Below are 13,966 nucleotides of genomic sequence, written 5' to 3'. Positions count from 1 at the left end.
AAAATATAATTAATGGAGAGAATATTAGAGTAATGGTTATTATTATTTGATATAAAAAAAACATTATTCTTTACGAATTTGCTTCTCATAGAAATTTTTATAAAGTTCTGAATTATTTAACAATTCATCATGTTTACCGTTCGCAACAACATTTCCAGAATCAATAATATAAATTTGATCAGAGCTTAAAATTGTTGACAGTCTATGGGCTATTACAATGGTTGTCTTATCTTTAGTTAATATTTGTAAAGCATCTTGAATTTTACTTTCAGTTTCAGAATCTAATGATGAAGTTGCTTCATCTAAAAGAATTATTGGACTTTTCTTGATCATAGCTCGAGCTATAGACAGTCTTTGCTTCTCTCCACCTGATAATCTAATTCCATTTTCGCCTATTATTGTTTCATATTTTTTTGGTAATTTTTCTATAAACTCATGTGCATAAGAGAATTTTGCTGCTGAAATTACCTCTTCATCTGTGACATCATTTTTAGCATATTTGATATTATTTTTTATCGTATCATCAAACAAAGTCGTATCTTGACTTACAAGGGATATTTTATCTCTTAGAGATTTAATTTTCACTTTGTATATAGATTGATTATCAATCAAGATATCTCCAGATTGAACGTCATAAAATCTAGGTATTAAATTTAAAATTGTTGATTTTCCAGAACCGCTATGCCCAACTAATGAGGTCATTTTCCCCCCAGCAATATTTAGATTTATGTTTGTTAAAACATCTTTTTCATCAGCATTATATTGAAAGTTAATGTTATGAAACTTAATATTAGAATGAGTAATATTAATATCCTGAGCGTCTTCATGATCAGCAATTTTATTTTGATTGTCAATAATAGGTAGAATTCTATTGGCTGCAGATAACCCCTGTTTTAATATCATATTCATTGTAGATAGAGCTCTTACAGGTTGATATGCGAGCATCATTGCTGCAAGAAAAGAGAAAAAATTTCCTATCTCAATCTCGTCATTAAGAGCTAATTTTCCAGAATAAAATATTAAAATTGCAATCATTATTCCAGTCAAGGTTTCCATGATTGGTGACAATCTTACAAACACAGTATTGATTTTAATATTTTTTTCTTTTAGTTGATTTAAATGACCATCTGTTCTTTTACTTTCATAGTCTTCTCTTTGAAATATTTTAATTAATTTATGGTTTTTAAATAATTCGATTAAATGAGTATTTAAAAAACCAGATTTTTCTTGTGCTTCTGTCACAACTTTTCCAATTCTTTTACCGAGAGTTTTTGAAGCCATACCAGCAATAGGAATCATTATTATTGCAATTAATGATAATTTCCAATTCTGATAAAACATTACAAATAGCAACCCAAACAAAGTTAAGCTATCTTTGAATAAGCTTAAAATGGCTGTACTGAGCATATTGGTAATATGGTTTACATCAAAAGTAAGATTTGAAATAAATTTTCCAGAATGTTTTTTATCTATTAGCTGTGTATCTGCATTAATTAGAGATTTTACCATTTGAGATTGAAGAATTTTTTTAATTTCTTCAGCAACTTTAATCATGATTGCTTTTGCAAAATAAAGAGCAAACCCTTTGATAGTAAAAGCTATAATTATTAATAAAGGAATTATGAATATTAGTGACTGATCTTTCTCAACAAATATTTTTTTAATAGCGGGATCTAAAAGCCAAGCTATAGCAGAAGTGCTTGCTGCAACAAGAACTCCAAAAAAAACTGATATTAATATTTTATTAATATATTTTTTTGAGTAATCTTTATAAAGTCTTTTATAAATCTCTGAATTATTCATTAAAATTTCCCGATTAAAATATTACAAAAAATGAGAAGACCAACTAAATTATTACTTTTAAAAACTTTTAAGCACATAGATGGGCTTTTTGGGTTAAAAGATTTAATTTGGTAAAAAAATAAGTGGGCAATTGTTATTAACAAGCTTGCATAAAAAAAGTAATTATAATTCATCATATAGCCCACAATTAAAATAGAAAAAATTAGAAAAACATAACATGTGGATACAAAATTTTTTGGTTTATTTTTGAATTTTATTGAAGTTGATTTTACACCTATAATTTCGTCATCTTTAATATCTTGAAACCCATAAATTGTGTCGTATCCTAGTGTCCAAAATATGGCTCCAAAGTAAAAGATAATAGCAACAGTATTTATTTCACCCTGAATTGCAGTCCATCCTAAAATTAGACCATAATTAAATGTTATTCCTAAAAATAATTGAGGCCAATAAGTAAATCTTTTCATTAAAGGGTAAGTGAAGGCTAGAGGCATAGACCCAAGAGCAAGTAAGATTGTTAAGTTATTAAAGTTAATTAAAACCAAAAGTGCAAGTAGACATAAAATAAAAGTATAAAATATTCCTAATTTTATGGAAACTTGATTAGATGCAATAGGTCTATTTTTTGTTCTTGAAACTTTTTTATCAAATTCTTTGTCAGAAATATCATTTACAATGCATCCTGCAGAACGCATTAGAACTGATCCTAAAAAAAATAATAATAAGTAAAAAAAATAATCATTTAAGTTTTTTGAGAAATCATAAGCAAGAGTTAGTCCCCATGCACAGGGCCAAAATAATAACATATAGCCAATAGGCCTTTTCAATCTTGTTAGTTCAATAAAGAGATTTAATTGTTTCATAATAATTTACTTGTAAATAACAAAGGCTAGTTTCATAATCAAATTGATTCGTATGAATATAGATTACACAGTTACAGCATTGATGTTTCCGGCCATTCCTTTATTGATGAGTGTATATAGCAACAGATTTCATTCTTTGAGCAAGCTTATTAGGCAGCTTCATGATGAACATGTGTATGAAAATCATATTCCTCCTGAGTGGAAAAAACAGTTTATAAATTTAAGTGGAAGAATTGTTCTTTTAAAATGGACTATTATGTTTGCTGCATTTGGTTTCTTATTTAATATGTTGACTGTGTTTGCCCTTTATTTGAATGAAATTTTTGCTGCAAGATTAATTTTTGGATCTTGTTGTTTATCGATGATGATTTCAATCGTTGTTTTTATGAGAGAAATTCAAGTATCAACAAATGCATTAAAATTGCATATGTCTGATATGGATGTTAATTTAGATTAATTAGGAATAATAACTGCAGGACCGGTTAATAGTCTTGCTTCTAATTCTTCATGAGCTTTTTTAGCATCATCAAGTGAGTATTTTTTTGAAATTTCAACTTTAAATTTTTCAGACAAAATTGCATCAAAAACTTTTTTAGCTGATTCAACTAATTCTTCCCTTGTCATTGTATAATGTGCAATAGAAGGACGAGTAAAAAATAATCCTTTTGCATTAATATGTTTTTTAACATCTATCGTATCAACGTAACCTGATGCGTTACCAAAAGCGACCATCATACCTCTAACCTTTAAGGTTTCAATCGATCCATCAAATGTTTTAATACCAACACCATCATAGACAACATCAACTCCATTTTTACCTGCAATTTTTTCCACCTCTTCAACAAAGTTTGTATCAGTATAATTTATTACATGATGACAACCATTTTTTTTAGCAATAGCCTCTTTTTCTTTAGAGCCAACTGTTCCAATGACTTCAGCTCCTAATGCATTAGCCCACTGGCATAATATTTGGCCAACACCACCAGCTGCTGCGTGGTATAATACTTTATCCCCTTTTTTAATTGGATAAGCTCTGTGTAATAAATATTCAGCAGTAATCCCTTTAAGCATAATACAAGATGCTATTTCATCAGAGATACCCTCTGGAACTAAAACTAATTTTTCTTGAGGAAACAATTGTTTTTCTGAATAACTTCCAATTGGCATTGAAGAGTGAGCCACTCTATCTCCAACTTTAAACAGATCAACTTCAGAACCAACTTCTTCTATTATTCCACATGCCTCTAGGCCAATTCCACTTGGTAGAGGAATAGGGTACAAGCCTGTTCGATGATAAACATCAATATAGTTAAGACCAATTGATAGATTTTTTATAAGAACTTCTTTTGGACCTGGTTTACCGATTTCAATATCTTTAACCTCTAATACTTCAGGACCACCAAATTTTTCTATTTTAATAGTTTTCATTATTTTACAAATGTATCATTATGATAATCTTGAACTGCTTGCAAGATCTCTGCTTTAGTATTCATTACAAATGGACCTCCTCTAGCAATAGGCTCACCAATTGGCTTTCCAGATATCAATAAAAACTTGGCTTTAGTTAAGCTAGAGACTTTTAATTTTTCACCTCTAGTTAGAATAATTAAAGTAGAGTTTTTAGCTTGGTCATGGTTTTGATCTCCTACCTTAATTTCACCTTCAACTAAATATATTAATGAATTGTGAGTTGAGGGAAGATCAAAATTAAATTCTTTTCCTTTTTCAAGCTCTACATCAAAATAAACAGGTTCAACATTGTGACCTTTAACAGGTCCTTCTGCATCTTGAAATTTTCCAGCAATCACTTTGACAGTTTTATCATCATCTTTATGAGTGCTCATTTTATCTGCATCAATATAAATATATTCAGGTTTAGTCATTTTCAATTTAGCAGGCATGTTTACCCATAATTGAAATCCATGAAGCTTACCTTCTTTCATTGCAGGCATTTCTGAATGAATGATACCACTTCCAGTTTTCATCCACTGAACATCTCCAGCAGTCATTATTCCTTCGCCACCTGTACTGTCTTTATGTTCAAAGTCGCCAGCAAGCATATACGTTACTGTTTCAATTCCTCTATGAGGGTGAGGAGGAAAGCCTCCAATATAATCATCTTTATTTTCAGAACCAAATTCATCTAACATTAAAAAGGGATCATGGTAATCAATAAGGTGAGTGCCAATACTTCTCTTTAATTTAACACCAGCACCATCTGATGCCGCAACTGGCTCTATTATTTTTTCTACTTCAATATTATTCATTTCTATCCTCTATTTATTGTTTTGCTTATTATTTATAACTCCACCAAATGACACACCAGATAGCTCGCTCATTTCCTTCTTCCAAGTTGTTAAATCATTTATAGAAAGTTTATTAAGATGATCATGTCCGCATGCTCTTGCTAATATCTTCATTAGATCTACAGATGCATTAAAAAATCTAGTTAATCTTGCAGAAGATTCGTCAATATTTAATTTTTTTCTAAGTTCTGGTCTTTGAGTGGCAATACCAGCGGGGCAATTATTTGTATTACACATTCTAGCACCAACGCATCCTATTGCTTGCATGGCTGAGTTAGAGATTGCAATACCATCTGCTCCAAGAGCAAGTGCTTTTACAAAATCTGCAGAAGTTCTTAATCCACCTGTTACAATTAATGATACATGGTCATAACCTTTTTTATCTAAATAATTTCTAGCTCTTGCTAAGGCTGGAATTGTGGGAACAGAAATATTATCTCTAAATATTAAAGGAGCAGCCCCAGTTCCACCACCACGCCCATCAAGAATAATATAATCAGCACTAGCACTTACGGCAAATTCAATGTCATCTTCTATATGTTGAGCAGATAATTTAAATCCTATTGGAATACCACCAGTTAACTCTCTAACTCTGTTTGAGAATTTTAAAAAATCATCAACTGTTGTCAGGTCTTTGAAAGTAGAAGGGGAGATAGCATCTTCACCTTCTGGAATTTGTCTTACCTCAGATATTTTACCTTTAACTTTGTTCCCTGGTAAATGTCCACCTGTTCCAGTTTTTGCAGCTTGACCACCTTTAAAATGAAAAGCTTGAATATTTTTTAACTTATCTTCTGAATAACCAAATTTAGCAGAAGCAAGTTCATAAAAATACTTTGAATTATTTTTTTGCTCTTCTAAAAGCATTCCACCTTCTCCGGAGCAAATTCCTGTACCAGCTCCCTCAGCACCTTTTGCTAGGGCAATTTTTGCCTCCTCTGATAGCGCACCAAAACTCATGTCAGATACAAAAATTGGAATCTTTAACGTTAGAGGTTTATTTGAGTTTTTACCTATAATTATATCTGTCTCAACTTTATCATTATCTAGAAGAGGTTTTTTTGCTAGTTGGGCTGTAAGTATTTGAATATCTTCCCACTTTGGCAAGTCTTTTGAGGGAACACCCATTGCTCCCATTTCTCCATGATGACCAAGTTTTGTTAAGCCATTTTTTGCAAGCTCATGAATGTATGCAAGATGTGGCTCTTCTTCTGTACTCTTTGTCTCATTAGTGCCTGAAACTTCTTCTGATTTATTAATTTGATCAGAGGTAAAATTTTTATGCGTACCGTCACAATAAGGTTTGGTACTACTATGTTTACACATACAAAGATAAGCATCACCAGTTTCTTCAGCTTTAAAATTTATAGGCTCAAATGAAGTACCAGCATGAGACCAATCACAAAATGGTTGGTTTTTAGATTTTCCACAAGTACAAAACATGTATTCTTCATTTTGTACTAGTTCTACTTTTTTAGGTTTGTTATCTGCTATAGTTGGCTTGTCCATTAATACCCTTACTCTAATAAATTAAATCTTAAAATAATATGTAATTTTTATAAGTGTCTTAATTTAAAGCATCAAGACACTTATATATTTAGTTAATTAACGATTATTTAATTTTTTATTTAGGCTAAAATCTTTTGTTTCATTAACAACTAAGAATAAAAAACCTCCTGCAAGAGCAATATTTTTCATAAAAGATATAAACTGCATTTGATCAGAAAGATTATTATGAAAAATAACCGCTGTGGCGATACAAAATATACTTAATAAAGCTGCTGAAACTTTTACTTTATATCCAATCATAATTAATATCGGTGCACCTATCTCAAGTATGATAGCTGGTATTAAAAAAATGCCTGGCACACCTAAAGACTCCATCCAACCAACCGTTCCTTCATAGTTTCCAATTTTATTAATTCCACTTAACAAAAAAATTAGAGAGATAAGTATTCTACCAGTCAGATCTAAGATATTGTTCATATTTTTAGTTCTTTTACTTGCTTTAATCATTACTTACTGTGTGAACCATCGCAAAGAGGCTGGTTGTTAGTTTGTTTACAAGCACAAAAAAATACTTTTTTTGTTTCTTCTGCTTTGTAAGCTAGAGGAGTGAATTCTGAACCTTGATGAGATCCATCGCAAAATGGTTGCTTTGAACTCTTTCCACATGAACACCAGTAGTAAGATTTATCTTTCTCTACATCTACTGCAATTGGTCCGTTACCTGCGTTTTGTCCTTTAGTCATATTGATCCTTTCAATTTATTTGACTTCTATTTAGTGCTTTGGTATTAATAAAGCAATAACGCAAAGTAAACATACTAGTATACAAAAACATACCATGAAAAATTTAATAGATTGTCCAGCTGAAAGAGCCGTTTACTTTCTTGGAGGTAAATGGAAAATTAGAATTTTGTTTAGTTTACTGCAAAGTAAAAAAATTAGATTTGGTGAGCTCAAAAAAGGATTAAAAACCATTACACAACAAATGTTATCCAAGCAGCTTAAGGAACTAGAAGGAGATGGAATAATTAATAGAAAAGTAATTCGAATAATGCCCCCAAAAGTTGAGTATTCACTTACAGAATTTGGGCTTTCGGTTATGCCTATCTTAAGATCCTTTTCAGAGTGGAATAAAAGAAATACTCGAACTATTTCAGTAAAACTAAATAAGAATTTTGAAGAAAATAGAATTAGATAATATCAAGCAATTGTTTTAAGTTTTTAACCTCATCTTTAGGTTTATAATCAAGATTATCAAAAATATTATTATTTCTGTTTACCCAAATAGAACTGTAACCATAATTTCCACCACCAGAAACATCCCAAGTATTAGCACTTAAAAATGCGACTTCTTCTTTTTGTATTTTGTATTTTTTAATTGGCATGTCATAAACTTTTGAGTCTGGTTTATAAATTCCAACTTCTTCAATTGAAAAAATATCATCAAATATATTATCTAAATTATTACTCTTAACTAATTCGTTAAGAAGAGAGGGTGTTCCATTTGAAAGAATACCTAATTTATAATTTTTTTCTTTTAATCTTTTTAAAATTTCAGGTACTTCAGGAAAAGGTGAGAGCACCTTATAAAGATTTAATAATTCATTTTTCATTGATAAATCTATTTCGTAAGCCTTCATAGATTTATCCAAACTATCTTCTGTCACCTGCCAAAAGTCTTTATGTCTATTCATTAGACTTCTAAGCCAAGTGTATTCTAATTGAGTAGTTCGCCAATAATTAGCAAAGCCTTCCCATTTATCACCAATTTTATCTTTACATTTTTCTGCTGCTGAATTGACATCAAATAAAGTGCCATATGCATCAAAAATTATTGCTTTAATATTTTTCATAAATTAACTTAACATTAATGAGTAATATTAGATTATTTTTTAAAGAAAGTTTATCACTTAATTTAACTGCTAAGCTTGATAAATCTCAATCTCACTATGTGAATAAAGTAATGAGAATCAAAGTGGGCGAGGTTTTTTCTTTATTTAATAACAGTGGAGAGTGGGAAGCAAAAATTTTAACTATTTCAAAAAGTATAGTTGAATTTAATATTACAAAACAATTAAGACAAAAAGAAAATGTAAAAGATTTGTGGTTAGCTTTTTCACCCCTTAAATCAAATTATTTTAATTTTATGATTCAAAAAGCAACAGAGCTTGGTGTTACAAAATTTTTACCAATAATATTTGATAGAACAATTGTTAGAAAAATAAATAAAGAAAGATTAGAAAAAGTAATCATAGAAGCTGCCGAGCAATCTAATCGTATTAATGTTCCGCTTATTGAAGATCCCCAATCATTAAAAAGTTTTTTAAATCATGAAAAGATGGACTTAATATTCACAGATTTAAATTCTGAAAATAAAAAATTAGATTTTAATAAATTAGCTCATAATCCAACTTGTGTAATTATTGGTCCAGAGGGAGATTTTTCTGAAGAAGAAAGGGGGGAGATTCTTGCCTTTAAAGGGGTTCAGCCAATTAAAATAAACGAAAATATACTTAGATCAGAAACTGCTGTAATTTCAGCCTTATCAATTGTTAATTACCTAATTAATTGATATTTTGTCGCGAAAACTAAAGTGTAATTTTTTAAAAGACACTTTATATAGTGTGTAACAAATGAAAAAATTTTTAATAACAATTATAACTACAATGTTAATAACTAGCGCCTGGGCGGATCAGCCTAAAAACTGGCAGCTAGGCTTTCAAGATTCTGCCTCTCAAAGTATGACTGAGATTGTTAGTTTTCATAACAACATTCTCCTTCCTGTAATTATTGCTATTAGTGTTTTTGTTTTATTTCTTATGATTTATGTTTGTATAAGATTTAGAGCGTCAAAAAATCCTAACCCATCAAAAACTACTCACAATGTTGCTGTAGAGGTTTTGTGGACACTGATTCCATGTTTAATTTTGATAGTGATGGCAGTTCCATCTTTTAAAATTTTGTATAAACAAGATACTATTCCAAAAGCTGACCTAACAATTAAAGCTGTTGGTTACCAGTGGTACTGGGGCTACGAGTATCCTGATGAAAATATTATTTTTGAATCGTATATGATTAAAGAAGCTGAATTAAAAGAAAACCAACCTAGATTATTAACTGTTGATAATGAAGTTATTGTTCCAGTTAATAAAGTGGTTAAAGTTTTAATTACAGCCAACGATGTTTTGCATGCTTGGGCATTACCATCATTTGGAGTTAAGAGAGACGCAGTTCCTGGAAGAATAAACGAAACTTGGTTTAAAGCTGAAAAAGTTGGAACGTACTATGGTCAATGTTCTGAACTTTGTGGAATTGAGCATGCTTTTATGCCTATCACAGTAAAAGTTGTGACAGATGAAGAATATGCAATATGGTTAGCAGAGGCTAAAATGAAATTTGCAAAAGAGCCAATTGCAGTAAATGAATATAAAAAACTAGCGAGTAAATAAAAATGTACACAAAAACAGCATCACACGACGATCATCACACACCAACAGGTTGGAAACGTTGGGCTTACTCAACTAACCACAAAGACATTGGTACAATGTATTTAATTTTTGCAATTGTTGCAGGAATTATTGGTACAGCTTTTTCAGTATTAATGAGAATTGAATTGATGCATCCTGGTGATGGAATTTTAGGTGGCAACTATCACTTATATAATGTGTTGGTTACAGGCCATGGATTAATAATGATTTTCTTTATGGTAATGCCTGCAATGATTGGTGGATTTGGTAATTGGTTTGTCCCAATTATGATCGGTGCACCTGATATGGCTTTTCCAAGAATGAATAATATTTCATTTTGGTTATTACCAGCTTCATTTATTTTACTATTACTTTCAATATTTGTAGATGGCCCTCCAGGTCAGCAAGGTGTTGGTGGAGGATGGACTTTATATCCACCTTTATCGTCAAAAGCTGGACAACCAGGACCTGCTATGGATTTTGCTATTTTAAGCTTACACTTAGCTGGAGCTTCTTCAATTTTAGGAGCAGTTAACTTTATTACAACAATTTTAAATATGAGAACGCCAGGCATGACTTTGCATAAAATGCCTTTATTTGCTTGGTCTGTTTTAGTTACAGCATTTTTATTATTACTATCACTACCTGTTTTAGCTGGTGCTATCACAATGCTTTTAACAGATAGAAATTTTGGAACAGCATTTTTTGATGCTCAAACTGGAGGAGATCCAGTTTTATACCAACACTTATTTTGGTTCTTTGGTCACCCTGAAGTTTATATTTTAATTTTACCTGGCTTTGGAATGATCAGTCATATCGTTTCAACATTTTCTAAGAAACCTGTATTTGGATATTTAGGAATGGCTTATGCGATGGTTTCAATTGGGGTTGTTGGGTTTGTTGTTTGGGCTCACCACATGTATACGGTAGGTTTAAGTACAGACACTAAAGCATATTTTTTAGCTGCAACAATGATTATTGCGGTCCCAACAGGGATTAAAATATTTTCATGGATTGCAACAATGTGGGGTGGATCAATTTCATTTAAAACTCCCATGATGTGGGCATTAGGTTTTATATTTTTATTTACAGTAGGTGGTGTAACAGGTGTTGTTCTTGCAAATGCAGGTGTTGATACTGCAATGCATGATACTTATTATGTAGTTGCTCATTTTCATTATGTATTATCTTTAGGTGCAGTATTTGCAATCTTTGCAGGATTTTATTATTGGTTTGGTAAAATGTCTGGGTATGAGTATTCAGAATGGATGGGACAATTACATTTTTGGTTAACATTTATTGGAGTGAACTTAGTATTTTTCCCTCAACATTTTTTAGGTTTAGCTGGAATGCCAAGAAGATATGCTGATTACCCTGATGCATTTGCTGGATGGAATTATGTTTCGTCAATCGGCTCATACATAGCGGTTGCTGGCTTACTAGTATTTTTTGCTAACTTAATTTATTCTTTTTCTAAGAAAAAAGCTGCAGCTCAGAACCCTTGGGGAGAAGGAGCTACAACTCTAGAATGGACTGTACCATCACCACCAAATTTTCATACTTTTGAGGAATTACCAAAATTTGAAGATCCAGATGGTGCTGAAAAAGTATCTAGTTAATAAAGTTACAGCTTTTTCTATATTAAATATTGATGATTAACTCTAAATTAAAAAATAGAAATTTAAACCAAGTGAATGTGTTTAATTTTTCTGAATTATTCAAGCTAATGAAACCAAGGGTAATGTCTTTGGTAATCTTCACGTGTGCTGTGGGTTTGTTAATGGCGCCTTCTACAGTTTCTACAAAAGATGCAATGATTGCAATTCTTTTAGTATCAATTGGTGCAGGAGCCGCTGGTGCTCTAAATATGTGGTACGAATCTGATCTTGATGCATTAATGACAAGAACTTGCTTGAGACCAATTCCAATGGGAAAGGTTAATAAAAACCAAGCCTTAATTTTTGGAACATCACTTTCATTTTTTTCAGTAATCGCATTAGATTATTTTGCTAATACAATTTCAGCAGTATTACTGCTGTTTACAATTTTATTTTATGTTTTTGTTTATACAATCTGGTTAAAGAGAAAAACTCCACAAAACATTGTCATTGGAGGTGCTGCAGGAGCATTACCGCCAGTAATTGGATGGACTATAGCAACTAACTCATTATCTCTTGAGCCAATAACCTTTTTTCTGATTATATTTTTTTGGACACCATCGCATTTTTGGGCGTTAAGTCTTTATAAATCAGATGATTATAAAAAGGCAAAAATTCCAATGCTTCCATTAACTAATGGGATAGAGAGCACTAAAATAAATATTTTAGTTTATTCATTATTAATGTTGCCAATGGTTATTTTACCCTACGCAATAGATTTTGTTGGATTAGTATTTCTAGTACCAGCCCTAATGCTTACATTGTATTATAACATTTTATGTTTTGAGCTTTATAAGTTTAAAAAAAATAAATTTAACCCCAAGAAAGCAAAAACAATATTTGGATATTCAATTTTATATTTGTTTTTGATATTCGTTATTTTTTTGATAGATAAGATATTATGATGATACCAGACAAAAAAACTAAGCGAAAAAATATTTTAACAGCAGTAGCAATAATAGGATTTATGATATTTCTGTTTTTTTTTACACTTTATAATACGGGTGTTTTTGATAGATCAATATAGTGAAAAATAAAACCTTAACTCCAATTCTTTTAGCTGGAATATTTTTTTTAATGTTAGGACTCTCATTTGCTGCAGTACCCTTGTATGATTTATTTTGTAGAGTAACTGGGTTTGGTGGAACAACACAAATATCAAGAGAAGCGCCAGATATAATTTTAAACCAAAAAGTTAGCGTTCGTTTTGATACAAATGTAAATAAACTTCCTTGGAATTTTAAAGCAAAAACAAATGTTATGGATGTTAAAATTGGTCAAGTGAACCGAATCGAATTTGAAGTTGAAAACTATGGCAATGAAACGACTTATGGAGTTGCATCTTTCAATGTTTCCCCATCATCATTTGGTAAATATTATAGCAAATTGGGATGTTTTTGTTTTGAAAAACAGGCCTTAAAAGCAGGCGAAAAGGCCACTTATATTATGACTTTTTATTTGGATCCAGAAATGGTAAATGATCCCAATACTAAAAATATTAAAGATGTAACTATGTCCTATACTTTTTTTTCATCAGATTACTATAACCAATCAAAATTATAAAAATGTCCGCAGAAAAAAAACATGACTATCATTTAGTAGACCCAAGTCCATGGCCTATCTACGTTTCATTTTCATGCTTAATTTTAGCAATAGGTTCAGTTTATTATCTACATAGCGAAGTTTCTTGGGGAATGTATTTGGGATTAGCACTACTATTATATGGAACATACATGTGGTTTAGAGATGTTGTTATCGAAGCAGAGCACCAAGGTCATCACACACCAGTAGTACAAATTCACCACAGATATGGAATGACATTGTTCATTGCTTCAGAAGTTATGTTCTTTGTTGCATGGTTTTGGGCTTATTTTGATGCAAGTTTATTTCCATCTTTAGCAATAGGAGGAATATGGCCACCCAAAGATATTGTAACTTTTGATCCATGGGATATCCCACTAATCAATACATTAATTTTATTATTATCAGGAACGACAGTAACATGGTCACACCACGCATTGTTAGAAGGTGATAGAAAAAGCTTTATTCAAGGACTAGTTCTAACAGTGATACTTGGTTTTTCTTTTTCACTACTGCAAGTTTATGAATATCAGCATGCAACTTTTGATTTTGCAGGAAATATATATGGCTCAGTATTTTATATGGCAACAGGCTTTCATGGTTTTCACGTTATCATTGGTACTATATTTTTAGCGGTATGTTTAATGAGAGCAAGAAAAGGTCACTTTACTGAAAAGCATCACTTTGGATTTGAAGCAGCTGCTTGGTATTGGCACTTTGTAGATGTTGTGTGGCTATTTTTATTTGCTGCCATTTATATTTGGGGAAGTTAATTTTTAG

General features: G+C 31.1%; 16 protein-coding genes. 8 read left to right on the top strand and 8 right to left on the bottom strand.

The annotated features are described in order from the left end of the window. Window positions 1–63: 63 nt before the first annotated feature. Entirely contained in the window at window positions 64–1,803 is a 1,740-nt protein-coding gene (locus AC5SL9_RS05730; protein WP_018413561.1) for an ABC transporter ATP-binding protein, read from the bottom strand. Then, entirely contained in the window at window positions 1,803–2,666 is an 864-nt protein-coding gene (ubiA, locus tag AC5SL9_RS05725) for a 4-hydroxybenzoate octaprenyltransferase (protein ID WP_018413560.1), read from the bottom strand. Before ubiA ends, AC5SL9_RS05730 begins: the two co-directional genes overlap by 1 nt. Before the next feature lie 52 nt (window positions 2,667–2,718). On the opposite strand from ubiA, the gene AC5SL9_RS05720 reads away from it, so the two are divergent. Continuing rightward, the gene (locus AC5SL9_RS05720) at window positions 2,719–3,123 is read left to right on the top strand and encodes a DUF2721 domain-containing protein (RefSeq protein ID WP_011281502.1); all 405 of its coding nucleotides are present in this window, start codon (window positions 2,719–2,721) and stop codon (window positions 3,121–3,123) included. Here AC5SL9_RS05720 and AC5SL9_RS05715 read toward each other — a convergent pair. The 5 genes from AC5SL9_RS05715 to AC5SL9_RS05695 all read right to left on the bottom strand — a co-directional run bounded on the left by AC5SL9_RS05715 (window position 3,120) and on the right by AC5SL9_RS05695 (window position 7,224). Then, window positions 3,120–4,094: a quinone oxidoreductase family protein gene (locus AC5SL9_RS05715; protein WP_018413559.1), complete on the bottom strand. Its 975-nt coding sequence runs from the start codon at window positions 4,092–4,094 to the stop codon at window positions 3,120–3,122. The two genes, AC5SL9_RS05720 and AC5SL9_RS05715, sit on opposite strands and share 4 nt — an antisense overlap. Further along, window positions 4,094–4,933 (bottom strand): pirin family protein, encoded by an 840-nt coding sequence (locus AC5SL9_RS05710; protein WP_018413558.1) that lies wholly within the window; start codon window positions 4,931–4,933, stop codon window positions 4,094–4,096. Before AC5SL9_RS05710 ends, AC5SL9_RS05715 begins: the two co-directional genes overlap by 1 nt. A gap of 9 nt (window positions 4,934–4,942) precedes the next feature. Next, window positions 4,943–6,481 (bottom strand): glutamate synthase-related protein, encoded by a 1,539-nt coding sequence (locus AC5SL9_RS05705; RefSeq protein WP_494573947.1) that lies wholly within the window; start codon window positions 6,479–6,481, stop codon window positions 4,943–4,945. A 96-nt stretch (window positions 6,482–6,577) separates the two neighbouring features. Further along, the gene (locus AC5SL9_RS05700; protein WP_494573946.1) at window positions 6,578–6,988 is read right to left on the bottom strand and encodes a DoxX family protein; all 411 of its coding nucleotides are present in this window, start codon (window positions 6,986–6,988) and stop codon (window positions 6,578–6,580) included. After that, complete coding sequence (locus tag AC5SL9_RS05695) at window positions 6,988–7,224, bottom strand: CDGSH iron-sulfur domain-containing protein (protein WP_006997769.1); 237 nt, start codon at window positions 7,222–7,224, stop codon at window positions 6,988–6,990. The genes AC5SL9_RS05700 and AC5SL9_RS05695 overlap by 1 nt, the downstream gene beginning before the upstream one ends. Before the next feature lie 94 nt (window positions 7,225–7,318). Here AC5SL9_RS05695 and AC5SL9_RS05690 point away from each other — a divergent pair, with 94 nt between their 5' ends. Beyond that, a complete protein-coding gene (locus AC5SL9_RS05690; protein WP_006997770.1) occupies window positions 7,319–7,678 on the top strand; it encodes a winged helix-turn-helix transcriptional regulator in 360 nt (119 codons plus the stop codon). Here the strand turns inward: AC5SL9_RS05690 and AC5SL9_RS05685 are convergent. After that, a complete protein-coding gene (locus tag AC5SL9_RS05685) occupies window positions 7,671–8,333 on the bottom strand; it encodes a haloacid dehalogenase type II (protein WP_006997771.1) in 663 nt (220 codons plus the stop codon). The genes AC5SL9_RS05690 and AC5SL9_RS05685 overlap by 8 nt on opposite strands. A gap of 17 nt (window positions 8,334–8,350) precedes the next feature. Here AC5SL9_RS05685 and AC5SL9_RS05680 point away from each other — a divergent pair, with 17 nt between their 5' ends. The 6 genes from AC5SL9_RS05680 (at window position 8,351) to AC5SL9_RS05655 (ending at window position 13,959) form a co-directional block, all read left to right on the top strand. After that, window positions 8,351–9,052, top strand: a complete 702-nt coding sequence (locus tag AC5SL9_RS05680; protein ID WP_494573945.1) for an RsmE family RNA methyltransferase — start codon at window positions 8,351–8,353, stop codon at window positions 9,050–9,052. A gap of 61 nt (window positions 9,053–9,113) precedes the next feature. Continuing rightward, window positions 9,114–9,929, top strand: coding sequence for a cytochrome c oxidase subunit II (coxB, locus tag AC5SL9_RS05675; RefSeq protein WP_271623272.1), 816 nt, complete (start codon window positions 9,114–9,116; stop codon window positions 9,927–9,929). Window positions 9,930–9,931: 2 nt separating this feature from the next. After that, window positions 9,932–11,566, top strand: coding sequence for a cytochrome c oxidase subunit I (ctaD, locus tag AC5SL9_RS05670; RefSeq protein ID WP_011281496.1), 1,635 nt, complete (start codon window positions 9,932–9,934; stop codon window positions 11,564–11,566). A gap of 32 nt (window positions 11,567–11,598) precedes the next feature. Then, the gene (gene cyoE, locus AC5SL9_RS05665) at window positions 11,599–12,510 is read left to right on the top strand and encodes a heme o synthase (protein WP_006997775.1); all 912 of its coding nucleotides are present in this window, start codon (window positions 11,599–11,601) and stop codon (window positions 12,508–12,510) included. Window positions 12,511–12,631: 121 nt separating this feature from the next. Further along, the gene (locus tag AC5SL9_RS05660; protein WP_011281494.1) at window positions 12,632–13,168 is read left to right on the top strand and encodes a cytochrome c oxidase assembly protein; all 537 of its coding nucleotides are present in this window, start codon (window positions 12,632–12,634) and stop codon (window positions 13,166–13,168) included. Between the two features lie 2 nt (window positions 13,169–13,170). Continuing rightward, window positions 13,171–13,959 (top strand): cytochrome c oxidase subunit 3, encoded by a 789-nt coding sequence (locus AC5SL9_RS05655; protein WP_011281493.1) that lies wholly within the window; start codon window positions 13,171–13,173, stop codon window positions 13,957–13,959. Window positions 13,960–13,966 lie beyond the last annotated feature (7 nt).

The organism is Candidatus Pelagibacter sp. PS_37 (genome assembly GCF_059417825.1).
Note: the sequence above shows the minus strand (reverse complement) of the source record. Positions and strands in the feature narration are given on the sequence as shown.